General features: G+C 70.2%; 20 protein-coding genes and 8 pseudogenes. 13 read left to right on the top strand and 15 right to left on the bottom strand.

What is annotated here, in order from left to right; all coding sequences use genetic code 11:
- Positions 1 to 98: 98 nt before the first annotated feature.
- The 3 genes from ACGF5T_RS32230 to ACGF5T_RS32220 are packed head-to-tail and all read left to right on the top strand — an operon-like array spanning position 99 to position 1,731.
- Complete coding sequence (locus tag ACGF5T_RS32230) at positions 99 to 548, top strand: hypothetical protein (RefSeq protein WP_366769216.1); 450 nt, start codon at positions 99 to 101, stop codon at positions 546 to 548.
- 11 nt (positions 549 to 559) lie between these two features.
- Positions 560 to 1,018: a cyclic nucleotide-binding domain-containing protein gene (locus ACGF5T_RS32225; protein WP_366769217.1), complete on the top strand. Its 459-nt coding sequence runs from the start codon at positions 560 to 562 to the stop codon at positions 1,016 to 1,018.
- A 32-nt stretch (positions 1,019 to 1,050) separates the two neighbouring features.
- The gene (locus ACGF5T_RS32220; protein ID WP_366769218.1) at positions 1,051 to 1,731 is read left to right on the top strand and encodes a CBS domain-containing protein; all 681 of its coding nucleotides are present in this window, start codon (positions 1,051 to 1,053) and stop codon (positions 1,729 to 1,731) included.
- A gap of 101 nt (positions 1,732 to 1,832) precedes the next feature.
- Here ACGF5T_RS32220 and ACGF5T_RS32215 read toward each other — a convergent pair whose 3' ends face one another.
- Together ACGF5T_RS32215 and ACGF5T_RS32210 are read right to left on the bottom strand one after the other, a co-directional pair.
- Positions 1,833 to 2,273, bottom strand: coding sequence for a pyridoxamine 5'-phosphate oxidase family protein (locus ACGF5T_RS32215; protein WP_366769219.1), 441 nt, complete (start codon positions 2,271 to 2,273; stop codon positions 1,833 to 1,835).
- A gap of 46 nt (positions 2,274 to 2,319) precedes the next feature.
- The gene (locus ACGF5T_RS32210) at positions 2,320 to 3,390 is read right to left on the bottom strand and encodes a zinc-dependent alcohol dehydrogenase family protein (protein WP_366769220.1); all 1,071 of its coding nucleotides are present in this window, start codon (positions 3,388 to 3,390) and stop codon (positions 2,320 to 2,322) included.
- 534 nt (positions 3,391 to 3,924) lie between these two features.
- On the opposite strand from ACGF5T_RS32210, the gene ACGF5T_RS32205 reads away from it, so the two are divergent.
- The gene (locus ACGF5T_RS32205; RefSeq protein WP_366769221.1) at positions 3,925 to 4,569 is read left to right on the top strand and encodes an alpha/beta hydrolase; all 645 of its coding nucleotides are present in this window, start codon (positions 3,925 to 3,927) and stop codon (positions 4,567 to 4,569) included.
- 119 nt (positions 4,570 to 4,688) lie between these two features.
- Here the strand turns inward: ACGF5T_RS32205 and ACGF5T_RS32200 are convergent, their stop codons facing one another.
- The 6 genes and pseudogenes from ACGF5T_RS32200 to ACGF5T_RS32175 form a co-directional block, all read right to left on the bottom strand.
- A complete protein-coding gene (locus tag ACGF5T_RS32200) occupies positions 4,689 to 5,201 on the bottom strand; it encodes a flavodoxin domain-containing protein (protein WP_366769222.1) in 513 nt (170 codons plus the stop codon).
- Positions 5,202 to 5,248: 47 nt separating this feature from the next.
- Positions 5,249 to 7,943, bottom strand: a pseudogene (locus ACGF5T_RS32195) (GNAT family N-acetyltransferase).
- Between the two features lie 93 nt (positions 7,944 to 8,036).
- Positions 8,037 to 8,888: a universal stress protein gene (locus ACGF5T_RS32190; RefSeq protein WP_366769223.1), complete on the bottom strand. Its 852-nt coding sequence runs from the start codon at positions 8,886 to 8,888 to the stop codon at positions 8,037 to 8,039.
- Between the two features lie 27 nt (positions 8,889 to 8,915).
- Positions 8,916 to 9,821 (bottom strand): universal stress protein, encoded by a 906-nt coding sequence (locus ACGF5T_RS32185; protein ID WP_366769224.1) that lies wholly within the window; start codon positions 9,819 to 9,821, stop codon positions 8,916 to 8,918.
- A 467-nt stretch (positions 9,822 to 10,288) separates the two neighbouring features.
- A complete protein-coding gene (locus ACGF5T_RS32180; RefSeq protein WP_366769225.1) occupies positions 10,289 to 12,043 on the bottom strand; it encodes a GAF domain-containing sensor histidine kinase in 1,755 nt (584 codons plus the stop codon).
- A gap of 143 nt (positions 12,044 to 12,186) precedes the next feature.
- Positions 12,187 to 12,483 (bottom strand): annotated as a pseudogene (locus ACGF5T_RS32175) (helix-turn-helix transcriptional regulator); the annotation flags it as partial.
- 26 nt (positions 12,484 to 12,509) lie between these two features.
- Between ACGF5T_RS32175 and ACGF5T_RS32170 the strand changes: the two are divergent.
- The gene (locus ACGF5T_RS32170) at positions 12,510 to 12,695 is read left to right on the top strand and encodes a hypothetical protein (RefSeq protein ID WP_356611105.1); all 186 of its coding nucleotides are present in this window, start codon (positions 12,510 to 12,512) and stop codon (positions 12,693 to 12,695) included.
- A gap of 104 nt (positions 12,696 to 12,799) precedes the next feature.
- Here ACGF5T_RS32170 and ACGF5T_RS32165 read toward each other — a convergent pair whose 3' ends face one another.
- Positions 12,800 to 13,126 carry a hypothetical protein gene (locus tag ACGF5T_RS32165; RefSeq protein WP_307054360.1) on the bottom strand — a complete coding sequence of 109 codons (327 nt, stop codon included), beginning with the start codon at positions 13,124 to 13,126 and terminating at the stop codon, positions 12,800 to 12,802.
- Between the two features lie 81 nt (positions 13,127 to 13,207).
- Here ACGF5T_RS32165 and ACGF5T_RS32160 point away from each other — a divergent pair, with 81 nt between their 5' ends.
- Positions 13,208 to 14,155 carry a hypothetical protein gene (locus ACGF5T_RS32160; RefSeq protein ID WP_366769226.1) on the top strand — a complete coding sequence of 316 codons (948 nt, stop codon included), beginning with the start codon at positions 13,208 to 13,210 and terminating at the stop codon, positions 14,153 to 14,155.
- 6 nt (positions 14,156 to 14,161) lie between these two features.
- On the opposite strand, the gene ACGF5T_RS32155 is transcribed toward ACGF5T_RS32160, so the two are convergent.
- Together ACGF5T_RS32155 and ACGF5T_RS32150 are read right to left on the bottom strand one after the other, a co-directional pair.
- On the bottom strand, positions 14,162 to 14,911 hold the full coding sequence (locus ACGF5T_RS32155; RefSeq protein WP_392890090.1) for a transposase family protein: 750 nt from the start codon (positions 14,909 to 14,911) through the stop codon (positions 14,162 to 14,164).
- 117 nt (positions 14,912 to 15,028) lie between these two features.
- A pseudogene (locus tag ACGF5T_RS32150) lies at positions 15,029 to 15,427 on the bottom strand (response regulator transcription factor); the annotation flags it as partial.
- Positions 15,428 to 15,812: 385 nt separating this feature from the next.
- Here ACGF5T_RS32150 and ACGF5T_RS32145 point away from each other — a divergent pair.
- The 3 genes and pseudogenes from ACGF5T_RS32145 to ACGF5T_RS32135 all read left to right on the top strand — a co-directional run.
- On the top strand, positions 15,813 to 16,352 hold the full coding sequence (locus tag ACGF5T_RS32145; RefSeq protein ID WP_366768445.1) for a GNAT family N-acetyltransferase: 540 nt from the start codon (positions 15,813 to 15,815) through the stop codon (positions 16,350 to 16,352).
- Between the two features lie 40 nt (positions 16,353 to 16,392).
- Positions 16,393 to 17,823, top strand: a pseudogene (gene istA, locus ACGF5T_RS32140) (IS21 family transposase); the annotation flags it as partial.
- 89 nt (positions 17,824 to 17,912) lie between these two features.
- A pseudogene (locus ACGF5T_RS32135) lies at positions 17,913 to 18,210 on the top strand (ATP-binding protein); the annotation flags it as partial.
- Here the strand turns inward: ACGF5T_RS32135 and ACGF5T_RS32130 are convergent.
- Both ACGF5T_RS32130 and ACGF5T_RS32125 read right to left on the bottom strand, forming a co-directional pair.
- Positions 18,210 to 18,397: pseudogene (locus ACGF5T_RS32130) on the bottom strand (RacP protein); the annotation flags it as partial. The pseudogenes ACGF5T_RS32135 and ACGF5T_RS32130 overlap by 1 nt on opposite strands.
- A gap of 3 nt (positions 18,398 to 18,400) precedes the next feature.
- A pseudogene (locus tag ACGF5T_RS32125) lies at positions 18,401 to 19,345 on the bottom strand (DUF6192 family protein); the annotation flags it as partial.
- A 236-nt stretch (positions 19,346 to 19,581) separates the two neighbouring features.
- Between ACGF5T_RS32125 and ACGF5T_RS32120 the strand changes: the two are divergent.
- Positions 19,582 to 19,902, top strand: a complete 321-nt coding sequence (locus ACGF5T_RS32120; RefSeq protein WP_366768444.1) for a hypothetical protein — start codon at positions 19,582 to 19,584, stop codon at positions 19,900 to 19,902.
- Between the two features lie 147 nt (positions 19,903 to 20,049).
- Positions 20,050 to 21,526, top strand: a pseudogene (locus tag ACGF5T_RS32115) (NF041680 family putative transposase).
- A gap of 9 nt (positions 21,527 to 21,535) precedes the next feature.
- Here ACGF5T_RS32115 and ACGF5T_RS32110 read toward each other — a convergent pair.
- Positions 21,536 to 22,417 carry a universal stress protein gene (locus tag ACGF5T_RS32110; RefSeq protein WP_366768448.1) on the bottom strand — a complete coding sequence of 294 codons (882 nt, stop codon included), beginning with the start codon at positions 22,415 to 22,417 and terminating at the stop codon, positions 21,536 to 21,538.
- Positions 22,418 to 22,950: 533 nt separating this feature from the next.
- Between ACGF5T_RS32110 and hypE the strand changes: the two genes are divergently transcribed.
- Entirely contained in the window at positions 22,951 to 23,982 is a 1,032-nt protein-coding gene (gene hypE / locus ACGF5T_RS32105) for a hydrogenase expression/formation protein HypE (RefSeq protein ID WP_366768443.1), read from the top strand.
- A 247-nt stretch (positions 23,983 to 24,229) separates the two neighbouring features.
- The gene (locus tag ACGF5T_RS32100) at positions 24,230 to 24,688 is read left to right on the top strand and encodes a universal stress protein (protein WP_366768442.1); all 459 of its coding nucleotides are present in this window, start codon (positions 24,230 to 24,232) and stop codon (positions 24,686 to 24,688) included.
- Positions 24,689 to 24,947: 259 nt separating this feature from the next.
- Here ACGF5T_RS32100 and ACGF5T_RS32095 read toward each other — a convergent pair whose 3' ends face one another.
- A complete protein-coding gene (locus tag ACGF5T_RS32095) occupies positions 24,948 to 25,850 on the bottom strand; it encodes a pyridoxamine 5'-phosphate oxidase family protein (protein WP_366768441.1) in 903 nt (300 codons plus the stop codon).
- Positions 25,851 to 26,088 lie beyond the last annotated feature (238 nt).

The following is a 26,088-nucleotide window of genomic DNA, read 5'->3' as shown; positions in this document are numbered from 1 at the left end:
ACCCCAGCCGGGCCAAGGAAAATCCCCGTCGCTCCACCACCATCGCCCTCACTGTCGACCAGGCCAACGCCCGCCCGCACGAGCTGACCGTCATCGACGTGCGCATTCCCGGCACCGAGCAAGCCGGTCATCACCGAGGACATGCTGCACACCGGCTCCGCGGGCGGGCGAACGGCGAGTCCACCGAGCAGATCCAGCCCGCCCTGATCATCCCCACCGGCAAGCACAAGGGGCAGAGCCCGTCCGTCGTCAGCATCTACCGGGCGCTCGCCGAGCACGAGGAACGGGCAGCGTACCCGGAAGCCGTCGAACAGGCCCGCGCCGACTTCACCGCCTTCACTGGCGCGAGGTTCGTCACTTCGCGGCAGCTTCGAGAGAACCGGGCCGTGCACGTCAGGGCCGAACGGCCGGTGATCGGGCCCGGACAGCCCATGGCTTACGGCTCCGGACAGGATCAGCCTGGAATCAGGGAAGGACGCGCCACCCGGTTCACGTCCGGGACGCAGGCACCGCTGAACGCTGCCTGGCCGCGTGCCCCCGAGAAGTAGGGAGCGCAACGATGACCTCCACCACCTCACTGACCGGGGGCCTCCCGGTCGAACATCGTGAACGACTGATGCGAGTCGCGCGCGAGGTGTCCTACGTGGCAGGCGCGCGACTGTTCGAAGAGGGCGGTCGTGCCGACAGGTTCTGGATCGTCCGCACCGGCACCGTCACCCTCGACCTCCGCGTACCAGGCCGCCGGGCCGCCGCCATCGAGTCGCTGGGACACGGGGAACTGGTCGGCTGGTCCTGGCACTTCCCGCCCTACCTGTGGCATCTGGGTGCCGAGGCGATGACCCCGGTACGGGCCTGGGAGTTCGACGCCGAGGCCGTCCGTGCCCTGTGCGCCCAGGATCCGGTGTTCGGCCGCACGGTCGCCACCTGGGTCGGCAACGTCGTCGCCCACCGGCTGCACGCCGCCCGGATCCGGCTGCTCGACCTGTACGGCCCCCACGGGAGCGGAAGCCTCCTGTGACACATGTGTCGCGTCCCGAGAGGAGGAAAATCATGCTGTACAGCAGCCCGCGCGTCGTGAGTGATGTCATGACGCACACCGTCGTGGCCGTGGGCCGCGACGCACCGTTCAAGGACATCGTCACGCTCATGCAGCAGTGGAAGGTCAGTGCCCTGCCCGTGCTGGCGGGTGAGGGACGTGTCATAGGCGTCGTCTCGGAGGCCGACCTGCTACCCAAGGAGGAGTTCCGCGACAGCGACCCGGACCGGTTCACCCAGATGCGCCGCCTGGCCGACCTGGCCAAGGCGGGCGGACTGACGGCCGCCGACGTGATGTCCGCGCCGGCCGTCACCGTCCACCCCGACGCCACGCTGGCGGAGGCGGCCCGCATCATGGCTCAGCGAAGGGTCAAGCGCCTGCCGGTGGTCAATTCCGAGGGGCTGCTGGAGGGCGTCGTGAGCCGAAGCGACCTGCTGCGCGTCTTCCTGCGCTCGGACGAGGAGATCACCGAGGAGGTCGCCCGGGAAATCGTGCCGTACCTTTTCCCGGCTCCCTCCCAGCCTGTCCGGGTGGCCGTCTCCGACGGCATGGTGACGCTCACCGGTCCGTTCCGCGACACTGCCCTCGTTCCCGTCGCCATCCGACTGGTTCGCGCCGTAGAGGGTGTCGTCGACGTCGAGTGCCGGATCGAGCGCGGCGGACCCCGTGAGACCGTCGCAGCTACGCAGCCCTGACGAAACCGGCTACGGTGTGCGCGGCCGGATGCATGCAGCGTCCGGCCGCGCACTCCCGTCCCAATAGATGGTACGTGTGTACCGCCTGGCGCCGACGCCGCTCATGAAGTAAGGAACAGCCCGTACATGGTGCGGCCGCCCAGGAGTTCGCGTCCCGTGACCAGTTCTGGCTCGATGCGGACGAACACTTCGTCCGGCCAGGCCACCCACGAACGAGGGCCGGCCCTCGTCAGTCGGTCGTGATCGGTGGAGTCGGTCACCACGGAAGCGAGTCCGGTGACGACGACACTCCAGCCCGCGTGTGACGCGGCATCGACCTCGTCCCCCTCGAAGGCGACCACGGCGCCGTCGACGGCGCGGGCCATCTCGGACGACGCCGAGGTACGCAGCAGAACGGCGCCATCCGGCTCCAGCAGGAAGTTGACCGGCAGCACCGCCGGCAGAGCGTCGCGCGTGAAGACGACACGGCCCACGTCGGCCTGCGACAGCCGCCTCAGGCACTCCTGTCGGCTCAGTTCCCGGAACCCGTCGTTGCGGTACATCCGCCCGCCGTCTCTCGCTTGTGGGTCTCGTGCTGGACGGGCCGTGTCACACCGTCCTGGGTGCGACGACTTCCCGGCGCGGACCGCCGAGGACCACCTTCAGTGCTCCGGTGTCCGCGGCACCGGCGAAGACCTCGTACGCCTCCTCCATGCGCTCCAGCGGGAAGGTGTGGGTCACCAACTGGGCGGTGGGAAGCCGTCCGGATGCCGCCATGCGCAGCAGAGTCGGCGTGGAGCGGGTGTCGACCAGGCCGGTGGTGATCGTGACGTTCTTGATCCACAGGTCTTCCAGGTGCAGGGTCGCCGGCCTGCCGTGCACGCCGACGTTGGCGACGTGCCCGCCCGGGCGCACCATGCGGGTGCACATCTCGAACGTCTCGGGTATGCCCACGGCCTCGATGACGACGTCGGCGCCGAGTCCTCCGGTCAGGTCGGCGACCAGTTGCTCCGGGGCCTCCCGGGCGTCGGCCACCGCGTCGGCACCGAGTTTCCTGGCGGCCTCCAGCCGAGCGCCGGCCACGTCCACAGCGACGATGCGCTCGGGGGCGAACAGCCGTGCCGTGGCCACGGCGGCCAGTCCGATGGGCCCGGCGCCCACCACGACGACCGTGTCCCCGGGGCGGACGCTCCCGTTGAGCACCCCCACCTCGTAGGCCGTCGGGAAGATGTCGGCCAGCAGTACGGCGTCCTGGTCGGTGACCGCGCCGGGCAGGGGGTGCACGGAGAGGTCCGCATACGGAACACGTACGTACTCCGCCTGTGTGCCGTCGATCAGATGGCCGAGGATCCAGCCGCCTCCGCCGAGGCACTGGCCGTACACGCCCTCACGGCAGTAGCGGCACCTGCCGCAGGCGGTGATGCAGGACACCAGGACGCGGTCTCCCGGACGTACGGTGCGCACGTCCGTGCCGACCTCGACGACCTCGCCGACCGCCTCGTGGCCGAGGACGGTGCCGGGGCGCACCTCGGGAACGTCCCCTTTCAGAATGTGCAGGTCCGTCCCGCAGATGGTGACGGCGTCGACCCGGACCACGGCGTCGGTGGGCTCCTTGAGGTCCGGGTCGGGTATGTCCTCCCACGCGGACCGGCCCGGCCCGTGGAACACGTAACCCTTCATCGCGATGCTCACCCTCTCTGCGCTCGGGAGCATCCGGGGCCTCGCTGACCAGCCTCTGCCGGGCGAGCCCTCGACCGTCGGTACGACGGGGATTGCTCCACAACTCCAGACTCTCCCGAGGTTCGCGTACGCGCTTGGGCCGGTCGGCCCTCGCGCCCCGCCTGTCGGCCCCGACCTGGTATCGGCACGCGCGCCACTTCCGAGTGACCAGCCGCAACCGGACGTGCTCCGGCCGCGTGTCCGGCCCCGTCGGCCTCCGAGCAGGGCCGGTCGGCCCGGCTGGTCGGGACCGATTGCCTCTGCCCCGCCCGGTGAGCGCGCGATGCAATGACAGTGCAGGCGGTGGCAACCGCCACCACCGACCCACCGCAACCCAGGAGGTGCGTCATGCGCTCCGTGAGCCGCGCGGAAGCCGATCGGCACCCCCCTCGCGACGTCGAGCGGCTGGCCCTCCTCCGGCCCCGCACCCCGAGGCCAGATGCGCCGCACGGGCCAATACCGACGTGGTCCGCCGAAGGACCGCGCGAGGAGCAGGTGGTGGTGCCCGCCGGCCGGACGCACCTGACCGCACGGCTCTCCCTGCCCGCCCCGACCCGCGTCGTGCTGTCCATCGCCCACAGTGCCGGAGACGGTCGCCCCGGTCCGTGGTACGAGTACACCGCCCCGCGCCTCCACCGCGCCGGGATCGGCACTCTCCTGCTCGGCCTGCTGACCGAGGAGGAGCGAAGTGACCGGCACAAGCTCTTCGACGTGGTGCTGCTGGCCCGGCGCCTGGAAACAGCGACGCATTGGCTGCGCCGGGAAACCGGACTGCCCGTGGGCTACGTCGGGAGCGAAGCGGGTGCACCTGCCGCGTTGCGGGCGACGGCGGCCGATGACGACATCCGAGCCGTCGTCTCCCTGGGCGGCCGACCGGAGCTGGCCGGCCCTGCGGCACTGGCCCGGGTACGGGCGCCGACCCTGTTCGTGGTCGGCGGTCTCGACCCCCAGGGCGCGGGCCTCAGCCGGCTCGCTGCCGACTGGATGAACTGTCCGCACCACGTCACGGTGGCGCCCGGCGCCACGGGCGACCTGGCCGACCCCGGATCCGCCGAGTCCGTCGCGGATCTGATCCGCGACTGGATCACGAACGACCTTCCGGGAGTGAACACCACAACCCGGCATCCTGCACTTGCCTGACGGTGGATTCACTCGTTGCGGGCCGGGCTCCCCCGTCGGTATGGCGGTCAGCGCGACGTGGCCGTCCAGGTGGCCCGAGACAGCCCGGGCACCTGGAACGCCGCACACGGCGCCGCGTGCTACCGCCGCGCCGTCCGACCTGTGGCAAGCTTCTCCACCAGACCGCCTGCCCAGCACTCAATGGTCGCGAAGTCCCGGAAGTCCCCGCCCTTGCCACTCCGCAGGATCATGCCGCCGACCCACCCACGGGCGCCCTCCCGCAGGCAGCCGCCGAAGGTGACGTGCTCGGTGACATCCAGTCGTCGCATGACCCGCTCGACGCCCGGCGCAGGAGGGATGTCCCGCTCCTGGGCAGAGCCGTCGAGCGGCCCACTGCTGAAAAGCGCAACCGGACGGAGCCGCAACTCACCGCGGAACCTCCGTACGAAGCGGCGGGCGTCCCTGTGCCAGTGTCCCGCGTAGAGCCCGCCGCCGACCACCACGGCGTCGTACGCTTTCACATCCGTCATCGACCGGGCAGGCAGCGCCTCGGCCGCGACGCCCCTCTCGCGCAGGACCGCGGCGACGGTCTCGGCGATCCGGGCCGTCGACCCGTTGGTCGATCCGTAGGCTACGAGCACCTTCTCCGGCATGGCGGTTCACCTTCTTTCGAGGGTCGGTCTGCTACTCACGCGCTGTCTCAGCGGAGGCGGCGCAGATAGAGGTCCTGCGGGCGGCACGGCAGCAGGCGTGCACGGGCGTCCAGGACCGTGAGACCGCCGGATGTCGCGAGGACCGGGTTGAAGTTGGCCTCGGCCAGCTGCGGCAGGTCCTCGGACATCCGGGAGAGCCGGTGGAGCAGTTGCTCCAGGCCGTCGAGGTCGACGGGGTCCGAGCCGACCGAGCCGAAGAGCAGGGGAGCGCAGCCCGGTGAGGTGATCAGGTCGTGCACGTCCAGGTCGGTGAGCGGAGCGAGACGGGCTGCCCGGTCGGCGAACACCTCCATGGCGGTGCCGCCCAGTTCGAACACGACCAGCGGTCCGAAGACCTGGTCCTGGACGACACCGGCAAGCAGTTCGGTGCCGCGTTCCGCCAGCGGTTGCACGACGGCCCCGCTCATCAGCCCGGCGAAGCGTGTCCGGAGGTCTTGGTAGGCGCCCCGTACCGGGGAGCGCCCCGCAGATCGAGACGAACGGCACGCTGCGCGCTCTTGTGCACCAGTCCCGGCCAGTACGCCTTCAGGACGACCCGACCGTCCGGGCTGCCCCGGACGGTCCGCGGCACGTACGGCGTCATCCTCGGTCTCCGCCCAGGCCCATGGGGACTGGGGGATGCCGTAGCAGCTCAGGAGTTCGGCGCACGTCCGCGGTCCGAGCCAGCCGCCGTCCGGGTGTGCGGTGAGCCAGTCGTCGGCCAGGGCGTGCGCACGTTGGGCGTCGATGCCGTCCGGGACCCGCCTGGTGCCGGGCGGGCGGGCCAGCCAGGCCGTCCGGTGGACGGCGTGGGCCAGCGCGCGTGCCGCCGCGTGCGGTGCGGCGTAGGAGGGGATCGCTCCGCCTTCTGCGGCCGGCAGCAGGCGCACGGGCACGTCCTGCTCCAGGCGGACCAGGACGACGGGGATGCGCCGTCTGCCGGGGCCCTGGGTGACGGCTCGTACCAGGTCGTCACCGGTCGCGGCGGCCACGGCCGTGGGGACGAGGACGACCACGACGGCGTCGACAACGCGGTGGGCGGTGAGCCGGCCGAGGCAATCGCGCAGCTCGTCCTCGGCGACAGCGGCGGTGACGTCCACCGGGTTGCCGACGGCTGCCCCGTCGGGCAGCACGGCAAGCAGGTCCTGGACCAGTTCGGGGGTGGGGGCGGGCAGGACGAACCCCGCCTCGGCACACGCGTCCGCGGCCAGCACTCCGGCTCCGCCCGCGTTGGTGACGACGGCGACCCTGGTCCCGACGGGCAGAGGCTGGGCATGGAACAGGGCTGCCGTCTCCAGCAGTTCTCCGATGGAGCGGGTCGCGGTGATGCCGGCCTGGGTGAACAGCGCCTGTCTGGTCAGGGTGCCGGTGGCCGCGGCGGCACTGTGGGACGCGGCGGCACGACGGCCCGCGTCGGTGCGGCCGGCGTCGACGGTCAGCAACGGCATCCGGCGGGTGACCCGCCGGGCGGTGCGGGAGAAGGCCCGCGGATTGCCGAAGGAATCCAGGTGCAGCAGGGCAAGATCGGTGACGCCGTCGTTCTCCCACCACTGGAGCAGGTCGTTGCCGCTGACGTCGTACTTGTCGCCGAGCGAGGCGAACGTCGACACCCCGATACCCAGGCGGGAAAGCCCGTCGAGCAGGGCGATGCCGACACCACCGGACTGAACGGCGATACCCGCGGTCCCGCGGCTCGGATGTGCGGCGGCGAGGGTCGCGTCCATCCGCAGCGCCGGGTCGGTGTTGGCGGCACCGAGGCAGTTCGGGCCGACGAGGCGCATACCGTGGGTGCGGCACACGGTGAGCAGCGCCCGTGCCTGAGTGGGGTCAAGGCCCGCCGATACGACCACCAGGGCACGTGCGCCCGCCTTCCCGGAGTCCTCCGCCACGCTCGGCACGGCGGCGGCCGGGGTGGCGATCACGACGAGGTCGGGCGGGACGGGCAGCGCTGTGACCGCGGGATACGACGGAACGCCGAGAAGCGCGTGGGCATGCGGGTTCACGGCGAACAACCGGCCGGTGAAGTTGCCGGTACGCAGGTGGCGGAGCACGGCGCGTCCCACGGAACCGGGCCGTCGGCCGGCCCCGACGACGGCGACCGTCTGCGGTCTGAACAAGGGCTCCATGCTGGCCACGTCCGCGGTGCGCCCGCGATTCTCCACCGCCCTCAGATAGGTGTCGTCCTGGTCGAGCGCGATGGTGCAGCGTGTCTCGGGCCCGTCCATGCGGTGGGTGACGCGCAGCCCGAGGTCGGTGAACAGACAGACGGAGCACTTCCCGGTTCTCGCTGAGGGCTTCGGCCACGAAACACGTAAGGCCGTCGGCCCGGGCGGCGGACGCCAGGTGCTCGACGAGCAGGGTGCCCACGCCGTGGTGATGCAAGCGGTCCGCGACGGCGACGGCCAGCTCGGCCGATCCCCGCTCCTCCCCTTCGTCGTACTCGGCGAGGCCGATGATCCGACCGCGCAGCTCGGCCACCAGTGCCCGGTGGCCTGGGCGGGGCGGCTCACAGGCGTGGTCTGCGGCGACGGCGGCGGAGTGCGGACTCACGGCGAAGAAGCGCATCCGCAGGTTCTCGGGTGACATCTCCTCGTAGAGCCGATGGAGTTGATCGTGGTCCTCGGGTTCCACGGCACGGATACGGACGGTGATGCCGTCCGCCAGCAGGGCGTGGATCGCGGGACGCCCCAGGTCATCCGTCATCGGTCTCTGCTCTCTCCTGGGTCGGGTTGCGTCGACCGGTCCCCCGTCGCTCCATCGCTCCGGTGCCGACGGCCTGGTAGCCGGGCGTCGGGCTCACCTCTGCTCGGGCACGACGACGACCGGGCAGACCGAGCGGTGCAGTACGGAGTGGGCGACCCGGCCGAGCCGTCCATGGGCGCGACGGCCGATCACCATCAGGGCGGCCTCGGCGGAAGCAGCGGGCAGCACGCTGCGCGCCGGGCCCTCGGCGGTGTGCCGACGCACAGTGATGTCGGACGGTGCGTCTTCCAGGGCTGCTTCCAGCTCCTTGGCTGCCCGTTCCTCGTACAGCCGGGCGGGCTCCCCCGTCAGCAGGGGGTGATCAACCGTCTCGTGGGCGGGGCAGCGCCAAGCCCGCACGACAGTCAGCGGCACGCGACGCAGGCGTGCCTCGGTGAAGGCGAACCGCAGGACGGACGCCGGTGCGTCGCCGAGACCGACAATGATCCTTCCGTGCCGTCCGGCGACAGCCCGGTTGTCGTGGTTGCCACGCAGCACGACGACCGGGCAGTCGCTCGCGGCGGCCACGGTCCGGCTGACGGATCCCAGCAGCCTGTCCGCGACGCCGCTGCGGCCGCGGCTGCCCACGACGATCATGGACGCGTTGCGTCCGGCGCAGACCAGGGCGTGCTCAGCCTCGTCGGGCACCATTTCGGTGGTGACGGGTAGGTCGGGGTGCCGACGCCGGACGCGCCGGGCGGCAGCCCGGAGGATGTCCTCGGCCTGCACCTGAGCGGACGGCTTGCCCAACTCACGTGCGAGCGCCGCCCCTTCGTACCGCTCCCACAGCGCTCCGTAGAGCACAAGGAGGGGCACTCCGTGCAGGGCGGCCTCGTCGGCCGCCCAGTCGACGGACCCCAGGCTGGGTTCAGAGCCGTCCACGCCGGCCACCAGGGGCAGATACATGACGCCTCCTCCTCGCGACGGGGACCGTCAGGGATGCGCGACGACGGCGACGGGGGCGGTGGCGTGGTGCAGCACCGCGTGGGTGACGGCGCCGATGCGCGCGCCGAACGGGTTGCGGCGGATGCGCCTGCCGACGACCACCAGGGACGCGTCGTGTGCGACGTCGACCAGATGGCGGGCGGGACTGCCGGAGCGAGACACCTCGACGACCTCGACGTCCCGGTACTTCTGTCGCCAGGGCAGGATCACCCGGGTGAGGTCGGCCGCCTTCCTGCGGGCCACCCCCTCGTCGGGCACGGAGCCGGCGGCCAGCACGTAGGGGTAGTAGGGCGGCAGCTGCCAGCCGCTGACCACGTGCAACGCCGTCCTGCGGCGCTGTGCCTCCTCGAAGGCGAAGGCGAGCACGTCGCCGTCGTAGCCGCCGATGTCGATCCCGACCACGACCGGCCGGAAAGCGGTGGCCGCGGACGGGATCCCGGCGGGATCCATGACGTGTTCGTCGGCGGCCATCTCACCGGCCCGTACGAGGACCACGGGAATCTCGGTGTGGGCGATCACGGACTGTCCGACGGAACCGACGAGGTATCCGCCGAGCCCGCTCAGGGCGCGGGAGCCGAGGACGAGCAGTTCCGCCTCTTCGACCGCTTCGACCAGTGTGTTCGCCGGTGGGCCGGACCGCTGGTCGCAGCTCACCTCGACACCGGGGTGGCGCAGCCGGAGCCCTTCGCCCATCTTCCGTGGGACCTGCTCGGTCCAGTACTGGTGGGTTTCGGTGCCGAGAACCGGGTCCTCTGCCATGGGCGCCGGAACCGGCTCCCACACGTGAAGCAGCCGTACCGGCAGGTCGCGCAGCCCGGCCTCGCGGGCCGCCCACTCAGCGGCGGCGTGGCTCTCGGGTGAACCGTCGATCCCCACCGTGATCGTGCGGGTCATGCTGCCCACCTCCTGTATCGGTCTTCTGATTTCAGCGTGTCCCGCGCCCGGTCTCAGGAACAGGGGCCGCAGGTCCCCGGTCGCGGCCGAGAGTCCCCCTCGGCCGACCGGTGGGGCGAACCCGTCGCCGGGCCCGTCCCACCGATCGTGTCCGGCGCAGAGCCACTTCCGGTCGCGGAGAAGGCGGGCCCACAGACGACCGAGGCGAGTACGTCGCCCGCTGATGCAGCGGCCACAGCGACGAGTACCGTCGCGTAGACGAGGTGATAGCCGCCGACGGGTTCGTCGGCGTCAGCACGGCACCGATGCCGAGCAGGGCCGACGACGACACGTCGTGGTCGGGCACCGATAGTGGTGTGCTTCGGGTACGGCCCCGAGAGGTCCGCTTTACCGCGACGGGGCGCCGACCACGTCCGGAGCCCATGACGCACGGAACAGGCAGACGGGGCCCAGACCGGCCTCGACGATCACACCGTCGCTCCGGCGTCCTCCCCCTCCGCCTGAACCACGGGCACCCGCCACACAAGGCGGGTGCCTCCGTCCTGGGGGCGCTCCAGTCGCAGTTCTCCGCCGAGCTTTTGCGCGCGCTCTTCCATGTTGCGCAGTCCGCTGCGGCAGCCGCCGGGCGCAATGCCGACGCCGTTGTCGGAGACCGTGAGTCGGACCCACTTGCCGTCGGTCTCCAGCGCGACGTCGGCATGGCTCGAGTGCGCGTGGCGGGCGATGTTGGTCAGGGACTCCGTCATGACGGCGACGAGTTGGTCGGCGATCTCCTTCGGTACGTGCGTGTCGAGCAGGCCCTCCATACGGACTCCGGGCGCGAAGCCCAGCACCGGCGCCATCTCGGCGACTGCCCGGACCGCGCGGGCCCGCAGTGTGGACGACGCCGGGTCGTCCTCCCTGGAACGCAAGCCGAAGATCGTCGAGCGGATGATCTTGATCGTTTCGTCCAGGTCGCCCACCGCGCGCTGCACGCGTTCCGCCGCCTTGTCGTGCTGGATGAACCGCCCTGCACTCTGCAGGGTCATGGCCGTGGCGAACAAGCGCTGGATAGCCAAATCGTGCAGGTCGCGGGCGATGCGGTCGCGGTCCTCCAGCAAGGCGATCTGCTCCGCGTCCCGGCGACGTTCCGCCAGTTCCATCGCCACCGCCGCCTGAGCGGCGAACACCTGTAGCGGTTGCGTCTCCTTCTCGGTGAACACAGGCCCGCCCGCCTCGCGGACCAGCAGCACCACGCCGCGCACGTGCTCGTCTGCGCCAATGGGGACGGCCACCGCCGGCCCGAGGCCCGCGAACCGCGGCGGACCCGCCGTGATCCTTTCGTCGTGCGACACGTCCTGACTGCTCACGGGCACCCTCCGGGCGAACGCCTCTCCCATGAGGCTGCCGCGCACGGGCAGCACCCGTCCGCGCCAGGCCCCGGCCTCGCGTCCGATCGCCAGCTCCACCGCCAGCTCGTCAGTGCCCGGCACCGGCAGGGCCACCACGCCGAGGGCGCAGGACGTGATCTCCCGGGCCCGCTCGGCGATCAACCGCAGTGCGCCGCCCTGTTCGGCGCCGGACATCAGCGTGTGCATGATCTCGGCGTTCACCTGAAGCCAGCGCTCACGCAGCCGGGTCTCCTCGTACAACCGGGCGTTGTCGATCGCCACACCCGCCGCCACGGCCAGGGTGGACAGCACCGACTCGTCGTCCTCGTCGAACGCCTGTCCGCCGCGCTTCTCCGTCAGGTACAGGTTGCCGAAGACGTGGTCGCGGACCCGGATGGGGACGCCCAGGAAGCTGCTCATCGGCGGGTGGTGCGCCGGAAACCCGTAGGAGGCGGGGTGGTAGGACAGCTTGGCCAGACGCAACGGCTCCGGGTGCCTGATCAGCTCACCCAGGATGCCGTGTCCCTCGGGGTAGTGCCCGATGCGGGCGATCTCCTCCTCGCTGACTCCGACCGTGTGGAAGGCGGACAGCCGCCTGCCGTCCGGACCGATCACGCCCAGCGCGGCGTACTCGGCGTCGACCAGCGTCGCCGCGGCCTCGACGATGCTGCGCAGGGCCTGCTCCAGGTCCAGTTCCCTGCCGACCGACAGCACCGCTTCCAGCAGACTGTGCACCCTGTCCCGAGTGCCGCGGGCCGCGTCCAGCCGGGCCTGCAACTCGCCCAGCAGTTCGTCCAGCCGCAGCTGAGGCAGGCGCACACTGGCCTCCCGCGTCTCCTCGGACTCGTCCACCGCCGGCCTCCACGCCCAGGGACAGTGCGGCTTTCCGGCCGCCTACGTGCCACGGTAGCGGCTGCGGAGCGACCGTGACACGGGACCTCGCTGCTGCTTCGTGGCCGGCCGGAGATCACCGGAGCGGGGGATCGCGACGGCGCTCAGCGGCCTTCGTCTCGCATGCGGTCCTGCGCCTGGGTAGCGATGACGGCGGCCTGGATGCGCCGCTCGACACCGAGCTTGGCGAGCAGGCGGGAGATGTGGTTCCTGACGGTCTTCTCGGCCAGGTACAGACGCTGGCCGATCTGCCGGTTGGTCAGGCCCTCTCCGATGAGGGCCAGGATGTCCCGTTCCCGCTCGGTCAGACCGGCCAGCGCTTCCGGCTCCTCCCTTTGTTCCTCACCGCCCCGCAGCCGCGCCATCAGTCTCGCGGTGGCGCTCGGGTCCAGCAGTGACTGAGCATTTTCAGCGTTGCCTCTCCAGGGTGAGGGCGGCTCTGGCGAAGGGATCAGGACACTTCCCCGAGCCTCTGCGCTGGATCGCCTCGCTGCGCACCGCCCTTGCCGAAGACAGCTCGACCGCCAACCCGGAAGCCCACCGCACGCAGCTGATCGGAGTCCGCGACCGGCTCACCGTGTGGATGCAAGACCGTCCCGCGGACTACCGCTGAGCACCGGCCACACGGGCCTGTAGCACGGCGGTTGTGCGTGTCAGCCTGTCGACCGGCCGGGGGCGGTGTCGGACCATCCACCCCCGAGCCACCAGCGTTCTGTGTCAGCGGTGTTCGACGGCGATGCCGGTGAACAGGACGGTCGCCGACCCGGCCAGGAGCAGATGTACAGCTGCGGCTATCCACAGCCGCAGCCCCAGCAACCCACTCCCGGCCACCGCCATCACGCAGCCGCTGTTCCAGGCGGCGCGGCGGGCGGCACGGGCCGTACGCGGCCCTGGAGAGCCGAAGTCGTCACCGGCGAACAGCACGCGCCAGCCCAGCCAGAAGACGAGCGCGGCCGTCGCCGCGCCGAGAACAAGCGCCACGACGCCGTCGACCCACACCGAAGGAGAGCCCATGCCCTCCAGGCTGCCGTCGCTGAGACACATACGCCTGAGTACGCCTACTCAGGCGCTGGCGTCCCAGCCAACTTACGATCAGGCCCGAATCGACGGCCGGGGGAGGATGCGATGGGTGCTGCGGTGACCGAACTGCCTGCTGGGCAGGCGAGGCGGGCGGTATGTGCCGCCGCGGCCGGTGTCATCGCGGTGGCCGCTGCTGGGCTGTCGCTGCGGCTGGTGGTCAATTCCAGCGCCTGCCGCAGCGCGCCCGGCTTCGGCTGTCTCGGCTACGCCCTGTGGTGGTCCTACCTGCTGCCGGTCCTGGTCTTCGGCCTCACCTGGCTGGTCTTGCGCCTTTTTGCGGTCCGGCCGGCTTGGCTGACCGCACTGCTGGGCACCGGCATTGGCTGGTATCTGCTGTGGTGCCTGGACTCACTGCGGTGGCTGCCGAATGGCACCCTCCTCATCCAGGCGGCCCTGTGCGCGGGAGCGTACGCTCTCGCGGCCTGGTGCACTCAGCCCCGCCGGCCCCTGTGGCCGCGAGCCGCCGCCGCCCTCGCCCTGGCCCTGCTGATGCCGCTTGACTCCTTCGCCTCCACGCAGCTGGCCCACCACAAGCAGAGCACCGAACTCACCCATGCGGGCGTGCCGTTGCTGGGGCCCAACGTGCCCGACGGCTACCACCTGGAGGGCGTCGGCACCAGCGGAACGGCGCACAGCAGCCAGCCCACCTTCTTCTACCGGATCGTCCCGGACGACGCCGGCCAGCACGCCGAATCCATGGAGGAACTCCACCGAGTCATCCAGGTCGTGGTGGGCCCCCGCCAGCCGAACTTCACACCACCCTCGCACTGCGCGGCGCTCACCAGCGTCTACCCGGTGCCCGCACCCGCCTGCACCCCCGTCGCGCCCGGGGTGTGGCAGTGGTCGAGGTACGAGTTCGTTCAGTACTTCACCCGGGTCGGTGATGCGGTCGCCGTGGTCGAGGCGCGCACCCCACCGGTCAGCAGTGCGGTGCTGCGCAACATCGCCTCCAGCATGCGGGTGCGGCCACCCGCGTACTTCACCGAGCAGTGAGCGTTTTCAGCGTTGTCTCTCCAGGGTGAGGACGGCAGCGGAGATGGCGGTCATGCGGTTGGGGCTGCAGCGCGACCGGCGGAAAATGCGCCAGGACTTGAGCCGCGCGACGCTTCGTTCGACCGGTGCCCGTGCCGCTGACAGGGCCCGGTTGATCGTCCGCTGGGTCGGGCTGAGGTCCTGGTGCGGAAGTCGTCTGATCGGCGTGGTCACCCAAGGACCGGCGCCGATGTAGGCGCGGTCGGCGAGGACGGGCACTCCTTGGCGTTCGCAGATCCGGATGATGCGGTGGGTGCGAGCCGCGGTCAGGTCATGAGTGCGGCCGGGCAGCGCAGGCGAGATCCACAGCAAGTTGCCCGCGGGATCGGCGACGACCTGCACGTTCACGCCGTGGCGGCGGTGCTTCTGCGAGAAATCGGCCCGGCTGTCGCCGACCCGGTCGCACTCGGCGAGCGTGCCGTCGAGCAGGACGTGCTCGGGATCGGTCTCCCGCAGGACTCGCAGCAGGCCGGGAGCCCGGCGGGCGAGGTGGCCGACGACGGCGGTGACGTAGGCGTGGGCGGTGCCGACGGATATGCCGAAGCCCGCGGCGATCTGCGGGAGCGGGTCGTGCCGACGCAGGTAGATCAAGGAGACGAGAGCACGCTGGTGCGGTGGGAGCTTGCAGCGGCGGTCACCCTCACGGGTGACGACGAGCATGGTTACCCACTCGACCAAGGCGTGCGGCAGGTCGAGTGAGGCAGGATGGGGAACCAACGAGGCTCCTGCGCTGCTGAGTTGAGACATCGAACACCTCTCTCAACGGCACAGGAGCCTCGTGCGTTGCGGGCCGCTGGCCGGTCACCCGATCAGTGGCCACTCTGAAAGAGCTCACTGGCCGCGGGCCACGGTGCGCACGGCATAGACCAGGTCGGAGCCCTCGATCTGTTTCAGGACGTACCCGACCGCGCCCGCCATGATGGATTCGAGGAGTGCTTCCTCGTCGTCGAACGAGGTCAGCATCAGACAGGCCAGGTCCGGCATGCTCGACCGCAGCTCCCGGCAGACGCTCACCCCGTCGCCGTCCGGCAGGCGTACGTCCAGCACCGCCACGTCCGGACGCAGCGCGGGAACGCGCACCAGCGCCTGCTCGACGGTGGCGCCCTCACCGACCACGGTGACGTCCGGTTCGTCGTCCGGCAGGTCGTGAACACCCCGCCGGACAACCTCGTGATCGTCAAGGACGAAAACCTTGATCGCGGTCGCCCGGCCGGCCGGCTCGCTGTCCATCATCGATTGCTCCTCAAGGAGGCGACCCGCCTACAGGGCCAGTCTTCCCCCAGCCGGGACCGGGGGCCAGGGCCGGTCAGCCCTCCTTCTCCCGCGACGGGTGGACGCCATGCCCCGAGTGAGGTCGATCCTGATGCGTCACACAGGATGCGCGGCGTCGATCTGCGGCACCGCGCACCGGATGGTCCGGCAGGTGTCAGGCCCGTTCCATATCTCCGGTTCTGGTGACGCTGGTGCCTAGCCTGGGCCAGCGTTCGACGGTGCCGGGCGGCCCGGAGGCCGGGTGTGTGGAGGCTGTACTGAACGGCTGAGGCCGGGAGCGAGTCCGTCACTATCTACCTCACCGGACTCCACATCGCCGCCATCTTCATGGCTCTACGATCTTCGAATGAGTGAATGGAGCCTGGCAGGCGAAGAGCTGTCGACCGCCCGACTATCCCTGCGGCGTCCGACCGAAGCCGACATCGATGCAATCTTCGCGATCCACAGTGACCCCGCAACCTGCCTGCACAATCCCTCCGACGCCCTCGCTCGGCCCGAAGAGGCCGAGGAGCTCTATCAGCGCTGGAACAACCAATGGCAGAGCTGCGGATACGGGTACTGGGTTGTCCGACGTCACAACTCTGCCCGGCAATTGGGGTTCTGCGGGGTCAAGCCCATGGACCTGAACGGCATGAACGTTCTCAACCTCTTCTACCGTTTCGCCGCCTCGGCATGGGGTCAGGGCTTCGCCAGCGAGGCGGCGACCGCAGTGACCGACTGGGTATCGCGCCACGTTCCCGACCTCCCGCTGATCGCCCGAGTCCGACCAGCTAACGCTGCCTCGCAGCGCGTGGCGGTACGTGCCGGCCTGATGCGGGCAGAACATCTCGACGGCCCCGGATACGACGGCTTCGACTGGATCTACGCAGCGAAACTGCCTGGCTGAGCGTGACGGCGGTCAGCAGATACTCCCCGTAGGCGGCCACTTAGCGCCCTGCGACCACCACACGGTGGCCCGATATGTACAGATGCGGGCCGAGGGCGCCAGCCCGACGGCCCGCCAGCACCGGGCCCGGCCGATCGACGAGTACCTGTCGAAGATCGAGGAACTGGTGGTGAACTCCCACGGCCGGATCCGGGCCGATGTGGTGCACCGGCGGATCACGGCGATGGGCTTCACAGGCGGAGAGAGGACCACGCGGCGGGTGGTCGCGGAGGTCAAGGCGAGTCTGCGGGCAGGATCGCGGCGGGTCTATCGGCCGTGGATCACCGAGCCGGGTCTGTGGCTGCAGTGGGACTGGGGTCACGGTCCGAAGATCGGCGGGCGTCAGACGCAGTTGTGGTGTGCGTGGCTGGCCTGGTCGCGGTTCCGGGGCGTCATTCCGGTGTTCGACAAGACGCTGCCGACGATCGTGGCCTGCCTGGATGCGACGCTGCGGCGAATAGGTGGGGTGCCGGCCTATGCCCAGACCGACAATGAGAAGACGGTCACCACGACACACGTCGCGAACATCGCGGTCCGCAACCCAGAGATCGTCGAGGTCGCCCGGCACTACGGACTGACAGTCCGTACTTGTCTGCCCGCCGACCCGGAAACCAAGGGCGGATCCGAGGCGACGGTGCGGATCGCGAAGGCCGACCTGGTGCCCACGGACGCCAACCTCCTCGAGCAGTATCCCACCTTCGGACATCTGGAAGCGGCCTGCCGCAACTTCTGCGAAGAGGTCAACAGCCGGGTCCACCGGGCCACCCGGCGTAAGCCCGCCGAGGTCCTCGCGGAAGAGCGCCAGAGGCTGCATCCTCTGCCGAAAGAGCCGTTCGCGGTCGCGTTCGGCACCACCAGGAGGGTGAACTGGGACGCCACCATCTCCGTCGAAGGGGTGCGGTATTCGGTCCCGCACCAGCTCGTCGACACCCGCGTCTGGGCCCGCTTCACCGGCGACGAGCTGATCGTCACCGCGGTCGGCGAGGACGGACCGGCCGAAGTAGCCCGGCACGACCGATCAACGCCGGGCAACCCAGCGATCAAGGACGAGCACTACCCGCCCAGAGAGGACAAGGAGAGCGACCGCACTCCGCGGGCAAACTCCGCCGAGGAGGCCGCCTTCCTCGCACTCAGTCCCGGTGCGGTGTCCTGGCTGATCGAGGCCGGGGCCGCCGGAGCCCGCAGGATCAGAACGAAGATGGCCGAGGCCGTCGCCCTGGCCAAGCTCCATTCCGTCGCCGACGTCGACCGGGCACCTGGGACCGCAGCGATCGCCGGGCGGTTCGCGGAGAACGACCTGATCCGCATCCTCACCTACCAAGCTGGCCTCGAGACGGTCGAGCCCACGCGGGCTTCCGAAGATCACAGCCTGCGGCCGGGCACCTCCGCCTGGTCGAAGTTCGGCATCGCCGATAAGAAGGAAGAGCACTGATGGCCACCCCGATCCGCACCGTCACCGGCACTCACGGCGATCCCCTCGCCGAGGCCATCGAGCCCACCAAGCGACTGTAACTCCCGCACATCCGGGGGGCGTTGACCGACCTGATACCCACCGCCAAGGCCCAACGCTGGGACCCCGCCGAGGTCATCCGCGTACTTCTCTCCGAGGAAGCCGCAGGCCGGGACGCCGCCAACCTCCGTACTCGCCGCGAGCGCGCCGGGTTCCCCGGGCAAAACGTTCGGCGACTGGGACGAGAACGCCTCCTCGACCCCGCGGCCGACCCAGGACTCGCTGAAGATGCTCGAGTGGGTCACCCGCAAGGAGAACCTCTGCATCTGCGGACCCTCGGGCACCGGAAAGTCGCACTTCACCGAGGCCCAGCCCCGTTCGGAGATGATGTCGCGCAGGCAGGCCAAGCCCGCGCGGGTCTGGCTGGGTGTCAACTCGCCCGAGCGGACGAGCTGGGGGAAGGTCAGCCGGCAGGGCGGGCCTCGAAGAGCACGAACCGGACGGTGTCGGCGTGCCGCTGGGAGGCGGCCGATCTGCGGTCAGAAGCGCGTGGCACCGCCTATTCGCCTTCGCCTTGCAGGAGCCGGGCCAGTTCGCCGTCGACGTCGACCTTCCCGGTGTCGACGGCCGTCTCGATCCAGTCCAGGGCGGCCCGCACCCGGGCGACGTTCTCGTGGACCAGGACGCGTTCGTCGTCACCGAGCGGCCCGTCGCGCAGGCCCGGGACGACGCGGCCGGCCTCCGCGACGAACGCGTGGCAGGCGGTGACAAGGTCAAGGAACTGCACCGACCGGTCGATCGCGCGGATCGCCGGGTCGAGCGGGTCGTTCTCCTCGCGGGCCTGCTGGCCGCGTTCGACCTTCGCGCGGTTGACCTGGTGGCGGGCGGTGTCGTCACCCATCGCCTTGAACGCGACGTCCGGGCGGCGCAGCAGCCCTGTGGTCACCTCTGCAGCGACGCGCTCGTCCCTGGTCAGCTACTCGACCACCTTCACCTTGTCGGCCGCCTTGACCTTCTCGACGGCCGCGGGGCGCCGCAGGATGCCCGGAGCGATCGCGGCCGGACTGCGTAGCAGGTCCCCGGTCACCGTCGCCGCGACCTCCTCGTCCTTCGCAAGTGTGTGGATCGCGCTGACCTTCTCCTGCCGGGTGACGGGCTTGAGGACCTGGCGGCCGGCCCGCCGGTTCGCCTCGTCCGGCGTCCACAGCGACTTCCCCTCCGGCGGGGTACCGATCGCCTCGAACCGCTCCTGTTCGTCCGCGATCCCCGCCAGGATCTGGTGGACCGTGTAGGAGACGCCGGCGACCCGGCGATCCTCTGGCCACCTGGACGCCGTCCACCTCGTCTGGTTCACCATCGAGTACGACACCCCGATGTCCTCGGCCAGCCGGAACAGCGACGCCTTCACCGTGAACGGCGCCTCGCTCCTCTTCTGGCCGCCGTACTCGCACATCGGCTCGACTTCCAGCGCGTAGTCACCGATCGCGAACTGGATGCGGCTGGCGGCACGACACACTGCAGAACAGAACACTGCATCGGGCCGCGCTCCCGGCCTCAGCCGTTCACCACAGCCCTCGCACACCCGCTCTCCGGGCCGCCCGGCACCGTCGAACGCTGGCCCAGGCTAGGCAACAGCGTCACCCAGAACCGGAGATATGGAACAGGCACTGACCTTGTCGTTTAACCTCCGACTGCACCTGGCCGTTGTCGACGGTCTTCGCGATGGGCAGGATGGCGGACATGGCCGTGTCACCTGCAACACGTCAGCTTTGCGGCACCACGTTTCCGGACAGCGACGCTGCGCGCGCCGTGGCGCTCCTTGATCTCTACGCAGGAGCGGAGTGTGAACGCGTGCATCAGGCTGCGATCCGGTTGAGCGGAGGACGTCTCGGCCGGCTTCGCATGTGGCTCGATGAAGCCAAGCGCAGCCCGGAGACCGTCCTGTGGTTCGGTGAGTCGCCCTCCGACGTCTCTCCGGACACTCACGCCTTCGGAGTGGAGTTCATCAACAGCTTCCTCGACAAGCACCTGGATATGTCCGCAAATCCCGTGAGCGGGTGATAGCCGGTGGCCTGGAAAGAGCCAGGCTGCGACATCGAAAGATCGCCTCGAACTTGATCAGCATTTTCGCAGTTCGGCGGACGTGTAGGCGGCCTCCGCATGATCCTGTGCTTCGTCACAGAGTGGATCAGCACGAAGGCCGTGGTCGTGAGTCTGCTGCATCAAGGCGTCCTGCGGGATGCGTTCGCGGAAGTGTCGCACTTCCGGTCGGAGCTGTACGCGTGCCTGACCGCGCGGGGCGACGCGTTGTTCGAGTTGTGCGACGCGCTGCTGTGCACCGAAGGGGCGGTTCGGACGCTGGGTGATCTCGCGCTCGCGCCTGAACACCGCCGTGGACACGGGGCTCTGTACGGCGGGCTCAACCAGGGCCGGATCGACGTCGCCCGATTGCGTCGGGCCCTGGCCGGGGTGCCGCTGCCGAGGGCGGCGGACGGCCGGCTCGTTCTGGCCGTTGACGTCTCGCCGTGGCTGCGGCCGGACGCCAACACGTGTGCTGACCGTTCCTTTTGCCACACGTTCGGTCGGGGCGAGGGCAAGCACCAGATGGTGCCCGGCTGGCCGTACTCGGTGGTGGCCGCGCTGGAGACCGGTCGCACGTCCTAGACGGCGGTGCTGGACACGGTCCGCCTGGGGCCCGGCGCCGACGTCGCCGCGGTGACCACGGTGCAGATTTGTGAGGTTGTTGAGCGGCTCGTCGCCGCTGGCCAATGGCGGCCGGGTGAACCGAAGATCCTGGTCGTGCTGGATGCCGGATACGACGCCCCGCGCATCGCCCACCTCCTGGGCGACCTGCCCGTCGAGGTCCTCGGCCGGCTCCGTTCGGATCGGGTGATGCGGCGTTCGGCACCCTCGCGCGAAGAGTTCCACCTGGCCAACCCCAAGGGCGGCCGGCCACCCAAGCACGGCGGCGAGTTCGTCTTCGGTGACGCCGCAACCTGGGGCACCGAGCAGGCCGTGACCGCCACGGCCACCCGGCTCTATGGGAAGGCGACCGCCCAGGCATGGGACCGGCTGCACCCGCGGCTGACCCACCGGGCCGCATGGCTCGACCACGACGGACCACTGCCCCTCATCGAGGGCACCGTCATCCGCCTGGTCGTGGAGAAGCTGCCCAGCGGCGGGGTCAACAAGCCGGTATGGCTGTGGTGGTCGGGCACCGGCGCCACCGATGCGGACGTCGACCGCTGCTGGCAGTCCTTCCTCCGGCGCTTCGACAATCGAACACACATTTCGGCTGTTCAAGCAGACCCTCGGGTGGGCCAAGCCCCGGCTCCGCAGCTCGGAAGCGGCCGACCGGTGGACTTGGCTGGTGATCGCCGCCTATGCCCAGCTCCGACTCGCCCGATCGCTGGCCGCCGACCTCTGCAGGCCCTGGGAGAAAGCGACCGAGCCGAACAAACTGACACCCGCCCGCGTCCGCAGAGGGTTCAGGAACCTGTGCACGAGGGCCGGCTCACCAGCCGGTGCACCGAAACCATCCCACCCCGGCCCTGGCCGGCCACCAGGATCGAAGAACCGCCGCCCCGCCACGCGTCACGACGTGGGCAGAGTCCTCGCCACCGGCGAGGCGTTCAGCCGACCCGCCCACCACAAGGTGGGCACCAAACCGCGACGAACTGGTTAAACCACAAGCTCACGCCGCCTGCGGGACCACTGCCACCGGGCAGGCCGCGTGTTGCAGCAGGGTGTGAGTGACGCGTCCGAGCTGGAGGCCGAAATGGCCCGACCTGTGCCGGGCACCTACGACGACCAGATCGGCGGCGGCCGACCGCGCCACCAGCACCTTTCGGGCCGGCCCCTCGATCGTCGCCCTGCGCAGTCGCACGCTCGGATGTGCCGTCACCGCTTCGGCGATCAAGGTGTCGATCAGGGCAGAAGCCCGCTCCTCGTGCTGATGCTCGGAACCGGCTGGTGCCCCGACATCGGTGCTCTCGTACTCCGGGCACCGCCAGGCCCGCACCACGTCCAGCTCGCAGTCCCTTGTCTCGGCCGCCTCGAATGCGAAGCGAACCGCCTCCCGGCTTGTGCCGGGGTCGCCTGCGCCCAGGAGGACGCGCTCGTGGGCGCCCGACAACGCGGACTTGTCACCTCGGACGACGATCACGGAACAGTCGGACCGGGCGGCGACGGCCAGGCTGACCGAGCCGAGCAGTGCTCCCTTGAGTTCCCCACGTCCTCGTGAGCCGGTGACCACGGCGGTGGCGTGCATCCCTTCGGCCAGGAGCGCGGACACCGCTTCCGCAGGCACGGTGTCCGTGGAGACCGCCAGGCCGGGGTCGTATCGCCGGACACGTTCGGCGGCAGTTCCGACGATGTTGTCCGCCATCACCTGCGCCGAGGAGCGCTCCCGGGTCATGGTCGGCAGAACGCCCTCGTACCGCTCCCACAAAGATGCGTAGACCAGGCGCAGCGGAAGCCGTCGACGCAGCGCCTCGTCCACCGCCCAGTCGATGGCCAGAACACTGCCGTCCGATCCGTCGACGCCCACAACCAGGGGAAGTGCCATCATCCCCACCGCCTTCTCTTTTCCAGCCACCTCGTGCAGCGTGGGTTGCCACTTCTACGGTCGCACCGCCACGGCCGACGTGGCAGGGACTGCCTGGGTCCGCAAGGAGGGACCTTCGGCCCCGGACTAGGCCGACCGGGGCCGCGCCATGAACCCAGAGGCCCCTGGTCAGGCCCCAGCACGTGAGTGAGGCTGTGAATCAGGGGATTACCGCGAGACGAGGCGATCGTCATGCAACGGCTCCAGATGGCAAGGCGCCCGCGCCCTCCGCGTCGGCCGGATCCACCCGACCTGCGTACACCGTCGGGACGCCCCATGCCGTACTAGCCGATGTTCCGGGCGACCGACCACGGCCGAGTCCGGGCCGGCCGACGGCCCGGATCCCGCCGAGGCTTCCGCCCGCTCGACGATGCCGCCGTGCGATGCGCCGTCGGTGGTCCCACGACCGCCGAGGATTCCCGAGTGCGCAGCCGGCGACGTGCTCACAGATATCCGCATGCCGCGGACACCATTTCCCGGACGTCCCAAGAAGGAGCGCCCTCATGAACACCACCAGCCTCCCGCCCCCTCACGAGGACGAGGCGGTTCTGCTCGGCCACGGGGCGGGCGGCCGGACGACCGGCGACCTGCTGGACACCCATGTGCTGCCCGCTCTCGGCGGACGACCGGGCGCCCTGGAGGACGCTGCCCTGCTGCCCGACCACCCCGACCTCGTGATCAGCACCGACGGCTTCGTCGTCAGCCCCCTCTTCTTCCCCGGAGGCGACATCGGCTCCCTGGCCGTCTACGGCACGGTCAACGACCTGGCCATGCGCGGTGCCCGACCGATCGCCCTGGCCGTAGCTCTGATCATTGAGCAAGGATTTGCCCTTGCCGAACTCCACGCGGTGACTCGCTCCTTGCGCGCGGCGGCCCTCGACGTCGGAGTACCAGTCGTCACTGGCGACACGAAGGTCGTGGGACACGGCGCGGTGGACAAGGTGTTCATCACCACCACCGGCGTCGGCCAGCGGCACCTGGCGCTGCGCCCGTCCGCCTCGCTCGCCCGCCCCGGGGACGCGGTGCTGCTCTCCGGCCCGATCGGCCTGCACGGTACAACGATCCTGTCGACACGCGAAGAACTGACCTGCCACGGCGTCGCCTCGGACAGCAGACCTCTGCACCGGCTCGTCGACGCGCTGGCGCCGATCGGGCGGAGCATCCACAGCCTGCGTGATCCCACCCGGGGCGGCCTCACCGCAGCACTCAACGAGATCGCCCGTGACTCGGAGGTGGCGGTCGAGATCGACGCGGGCTCCGTTCCGGTCCCCGAGGCGGTCGTCTCGGCCTGTGACCTGCTCGGCCTGGATCCACTGACCCTGGCCGGCGCCGGATGCCTGGTAGCTTTCGTCGCCCCCGCGGACGAGGCCGACGCGCTCACCGCGCTGCGCTCGCTCCCGGAGGGACGGGACGCGGTGCGTATCGGCGATGTGCACACGCGAGGCACCGCCGGTCGAGTCGTCCTACGCACGCCTGCAGGCGTCCGACGCGTGATCGGCATGCCGCTCGGCGAGCAGCTGCCCCGAATCTACTGACCCGACGGCTTTCCGCGCACCATAGTCGGTACCCGGACAGCGGTGCGCGGGCAAGCAGGTCGGGCCGGACCGGCAGCCCCTTACAGCGCGCTGGTGGTCTCACCCTCCCGCCCGCACTTCCATGACCGATCACTGGCGAAAGGAACGGGTACACGGCGTGAACAGCCACTGATGTAGTCGGCTGGCGCGTCACGCCGACAGCGGGCAGCGTGGACAGAGACGGGAAGCACGTACGAGTGAGGTGGCCATGCAATCCTCTGAGCCGACAGCACGCGTAGTCGTGGGCGTGGACGGGTCCTCTTCCTCCTACGCCGCGCTGCGCTGGGCGGATCGGTACGCGCGCACCGTCGGTGGTGTCGTCGAGGCGATCCACGTATGGGACACACCGTCCGCAGCGGGCTTCACCGGTCCCGCCATCGACCCCGACTTCGACCTCCAGCAGGCCCGTGAGCGATTCTCCGAGGAGCTGCATGCCATCTTCCCAGGCGAACGGCCGCCGGGTCTCAAGGAGGTACTCGTCGAGGGTGACCCGTCGGAGATCTTGATCCGCGCCTCGGAAGGGGCCGACCTCCTCGTGGTGGGCCGCCGCGGCAGGGGCGCGTTCGCCCGGGCCATGCTCGGTTCGGTCAGCCAGCGCTGCGCTCAGCACGCAGCCTGCCCGGTCGTCGTCGTCCGCCAGGAGCGGGAAACAGACCCCGCACACTGAGCCGCCGGGGGTCAGGGACGCTCGGGCAAGGTCACGGCCCTGGTCGCCTGGCTCGCAGGCGACTTACACGCCACCGTCGCGCAAGACCCGTAGCTCCATCTCCGGGGGACTGGCCATCGAGTTCGTCACTGTGCAGTGGGACACCACCGCACGCAGGGCAGCCACTTCCTCCGGCGGCAGCTCCGGCGCCACGACGGTCAGGGGCAGGGAAGCCACGTCGGCCGAGTCGATTCCATTGCCGCGCCCAACGGCGCACCGCTCACGACTCAGCCGCCGAGGTGATGCGCCGCCCGGTCAGACGTTCCATGACCACGGCCAGCCAGTCGATCCGCCGTCCCCCCGCCCAGGGCCTGGTGTGCGCGGCCTCGTCCAGCCGTTTCGTTTCAACGGGATCTGTCACGGCCCGGCAACGACCCACGACCAGGACGCTCCATCCCTGGCTCATGGCGTCGTCCACCTGGTCGACCTCGAAGGCGACCCGCTGGTCCACGGCCGAGGCCGTTGTGGAGTTGGGGGCGGTACGGAAGGCCACGGCCCCGTCTGTCACCTCGTAATTGACCGGAAACACGGTAGGACCGTGCTCCGAAGTGAACGCGATGCGTCCCACTCCGTGAGTGGAGAGCAGGCCCCGGCACTCCTCTTCGCCGAGGTCGAGCAGGTGCGGGTAGCGCAGCGCCGATCCCCGCCCGGGCGGTCGGTCCGTGCCACCTCCCTGCAATGCGCCGTACGTCGTCCCCAAGGCGTCTGCCAGCCGCACCAGAGTGCCGGAGCCTGGGTCGGCTGTATGCGTCTCCAAGTAGGACAGATAGCCGGGTGCCATACGTGCTCTCTCGGCAACCGCTTCGATGCTGAGACCCTTGCGGCGACGGGCTGCGGCCAGGCGCCGCCCCACGTCCCCCGCGTCACCGCCGTACACCGAGCCATGGTGCGTCCGGCCGGCAGTCCGCGTCGCCTGCGGCATCGGCCGCCCCGGTTCCCCGAGCTGGTCCACATGCGCGTCGGGGCCGGGGAACACCAGCGTGACGTCCCCGGTGTCCAACCAGCGCACGTCGTACGGGGGCGTCCCGTCGTCGTGGTGCAGGCCGACGATCTCACCGTCCCGCCGGGTGACACCGGTGGAAGGGCTCTCGACGACAAGCCGGTCGCCAACGTGTGCGTACATGACCGTCCCTCTCCGTCGATGAGGCTCTCTACCCAGGGTTACGCGCCGGCGCCGTGCCCACTAGACGGCTGAGGGTCCCGACGTGGTGCCGAACGGCCCTCTTCACGCGTGCACGAAGGTATAAGGCGCGGCTGGTCCCCCATGAGCGTGGTGGTGACCTGGCAAGGCGGCTGCGGCGGCTCTCTGCGGTCATCGACGGGAGGCGATCTCCTCGTCGGCCGTCCGCACGTCGACGCGT

This window comes from Streptomyces sp. NPDC047853 (genome assembly GCF_043204535.1).
GTDB lineage: Bacteria > Actinomycetota > Actinomycetes > Streptomycetales > Streptomycetaceae > Streptomyces.
This window is presented reverse-complemented; position numbering and strand designations above follow the sequence as displayed.

Bases quoted from the DNA above. Each gene is read 5' to 3' on its own strand.
- ACGF5T_RS32225 (WP_366769217.1), top strand. From the start codon at position 560: ATGACCTCCACCACCTCACTGACCGGGGGCCTCCCGGTCGAACATCGT.
- ACGF5T_RS32220 (WP_366769218.1), top strand. From the start codon at position 1,051: ATGCTGTACAGCAGCCCGCGCGTCGTGAGTGATGTCATGACGCACACC.
- ACGF5T_RS32215 (WP_366769219.1), bottom strand. From the start codon at position 2,273: ATGTACCGCAACGACGGGTTCCGGGAACTGAGCCGACAGGAGTGCCTG.
- ACGF5T_RS32210 (WP_366769220.1), bottom strand. From the start codon at position 3,390: ATGAAGGGTTACGTGTTCCACGGGCCGGGCCGGTCCGCGTGGGAGGAC.
- ACGF5T_RS32200 (WP_366769222.1), bottom strand. From the start codon at position 5,201: ATGCCGGAGAAGGTGCTCGTAGCCTACGGATCGACCAACGGGTCGACG.
- ACGF5T_RS32190 (WP_366769223.1), bottom strand. From the start codon at position 8,888: ATGTATCTGCCCCTGGTGGCCGGCGTGGACGGCTCTGAACCCAGCCTG.
- ACGF5T_RS32185 (WP_366769224.1), bottom strand. From the start codon at position 9,821: ATGACCCGCACGATCACGGTGGGGATCGACGGTTCACCCGAGAGCCAC.
- ACGF5T_RS32165 (WP_307054360.1), bottom strand. From the start codon at position 13,126: ATGTGTCTCAGCGACGGCAGCCTGGAGGGCATGGGCTCTCCTTCGGTG.
- ACGF5T_RS32160 (WP_366769226.1), top strand. From the start codon at position 13,208: ATGGGTGCTGCGGTGACCGAACTGCCTGCTGGGCAGGCGAGGCGGGCG.
- ACGF5T_RS32145 (WP_366768445.1), top strand. From the start codon at position 15,813: ATGAGTGAATGGAGCCTGGCAGGCGAAGAGCTGTCGACCGCCCGACTA.
- ACGF5T_RS32120 (WP_366768444.1), top strand. From the start codon at position 19,582: ATGGCCGTGTCACCTGCAACACGTCAGCTTTGCGGCACCACGTTTCCG.
- hypE (WP_366768443.1), top strand. From the start codon at position 22,951: ATGAACACCACCAGCCTCCCGCCCCCTCACGAGGACGAGGCGGTTCTG.
- ACGF5T_RS32100 (WP_366768442.1), top strand. From the start codon at position 24,230: ATGCAATCCTCTGAGCCGACAGCACGCGTAGTCGTGGGCGTGGACGGG.
- ACGF5T_RS32095 (WP_366768441.1), bottom strand. From the start codon at position 25,850: ATGTACGCACACGTTGGCGACCGGCTTGTCGTCGAGAGCCCTTCCACC.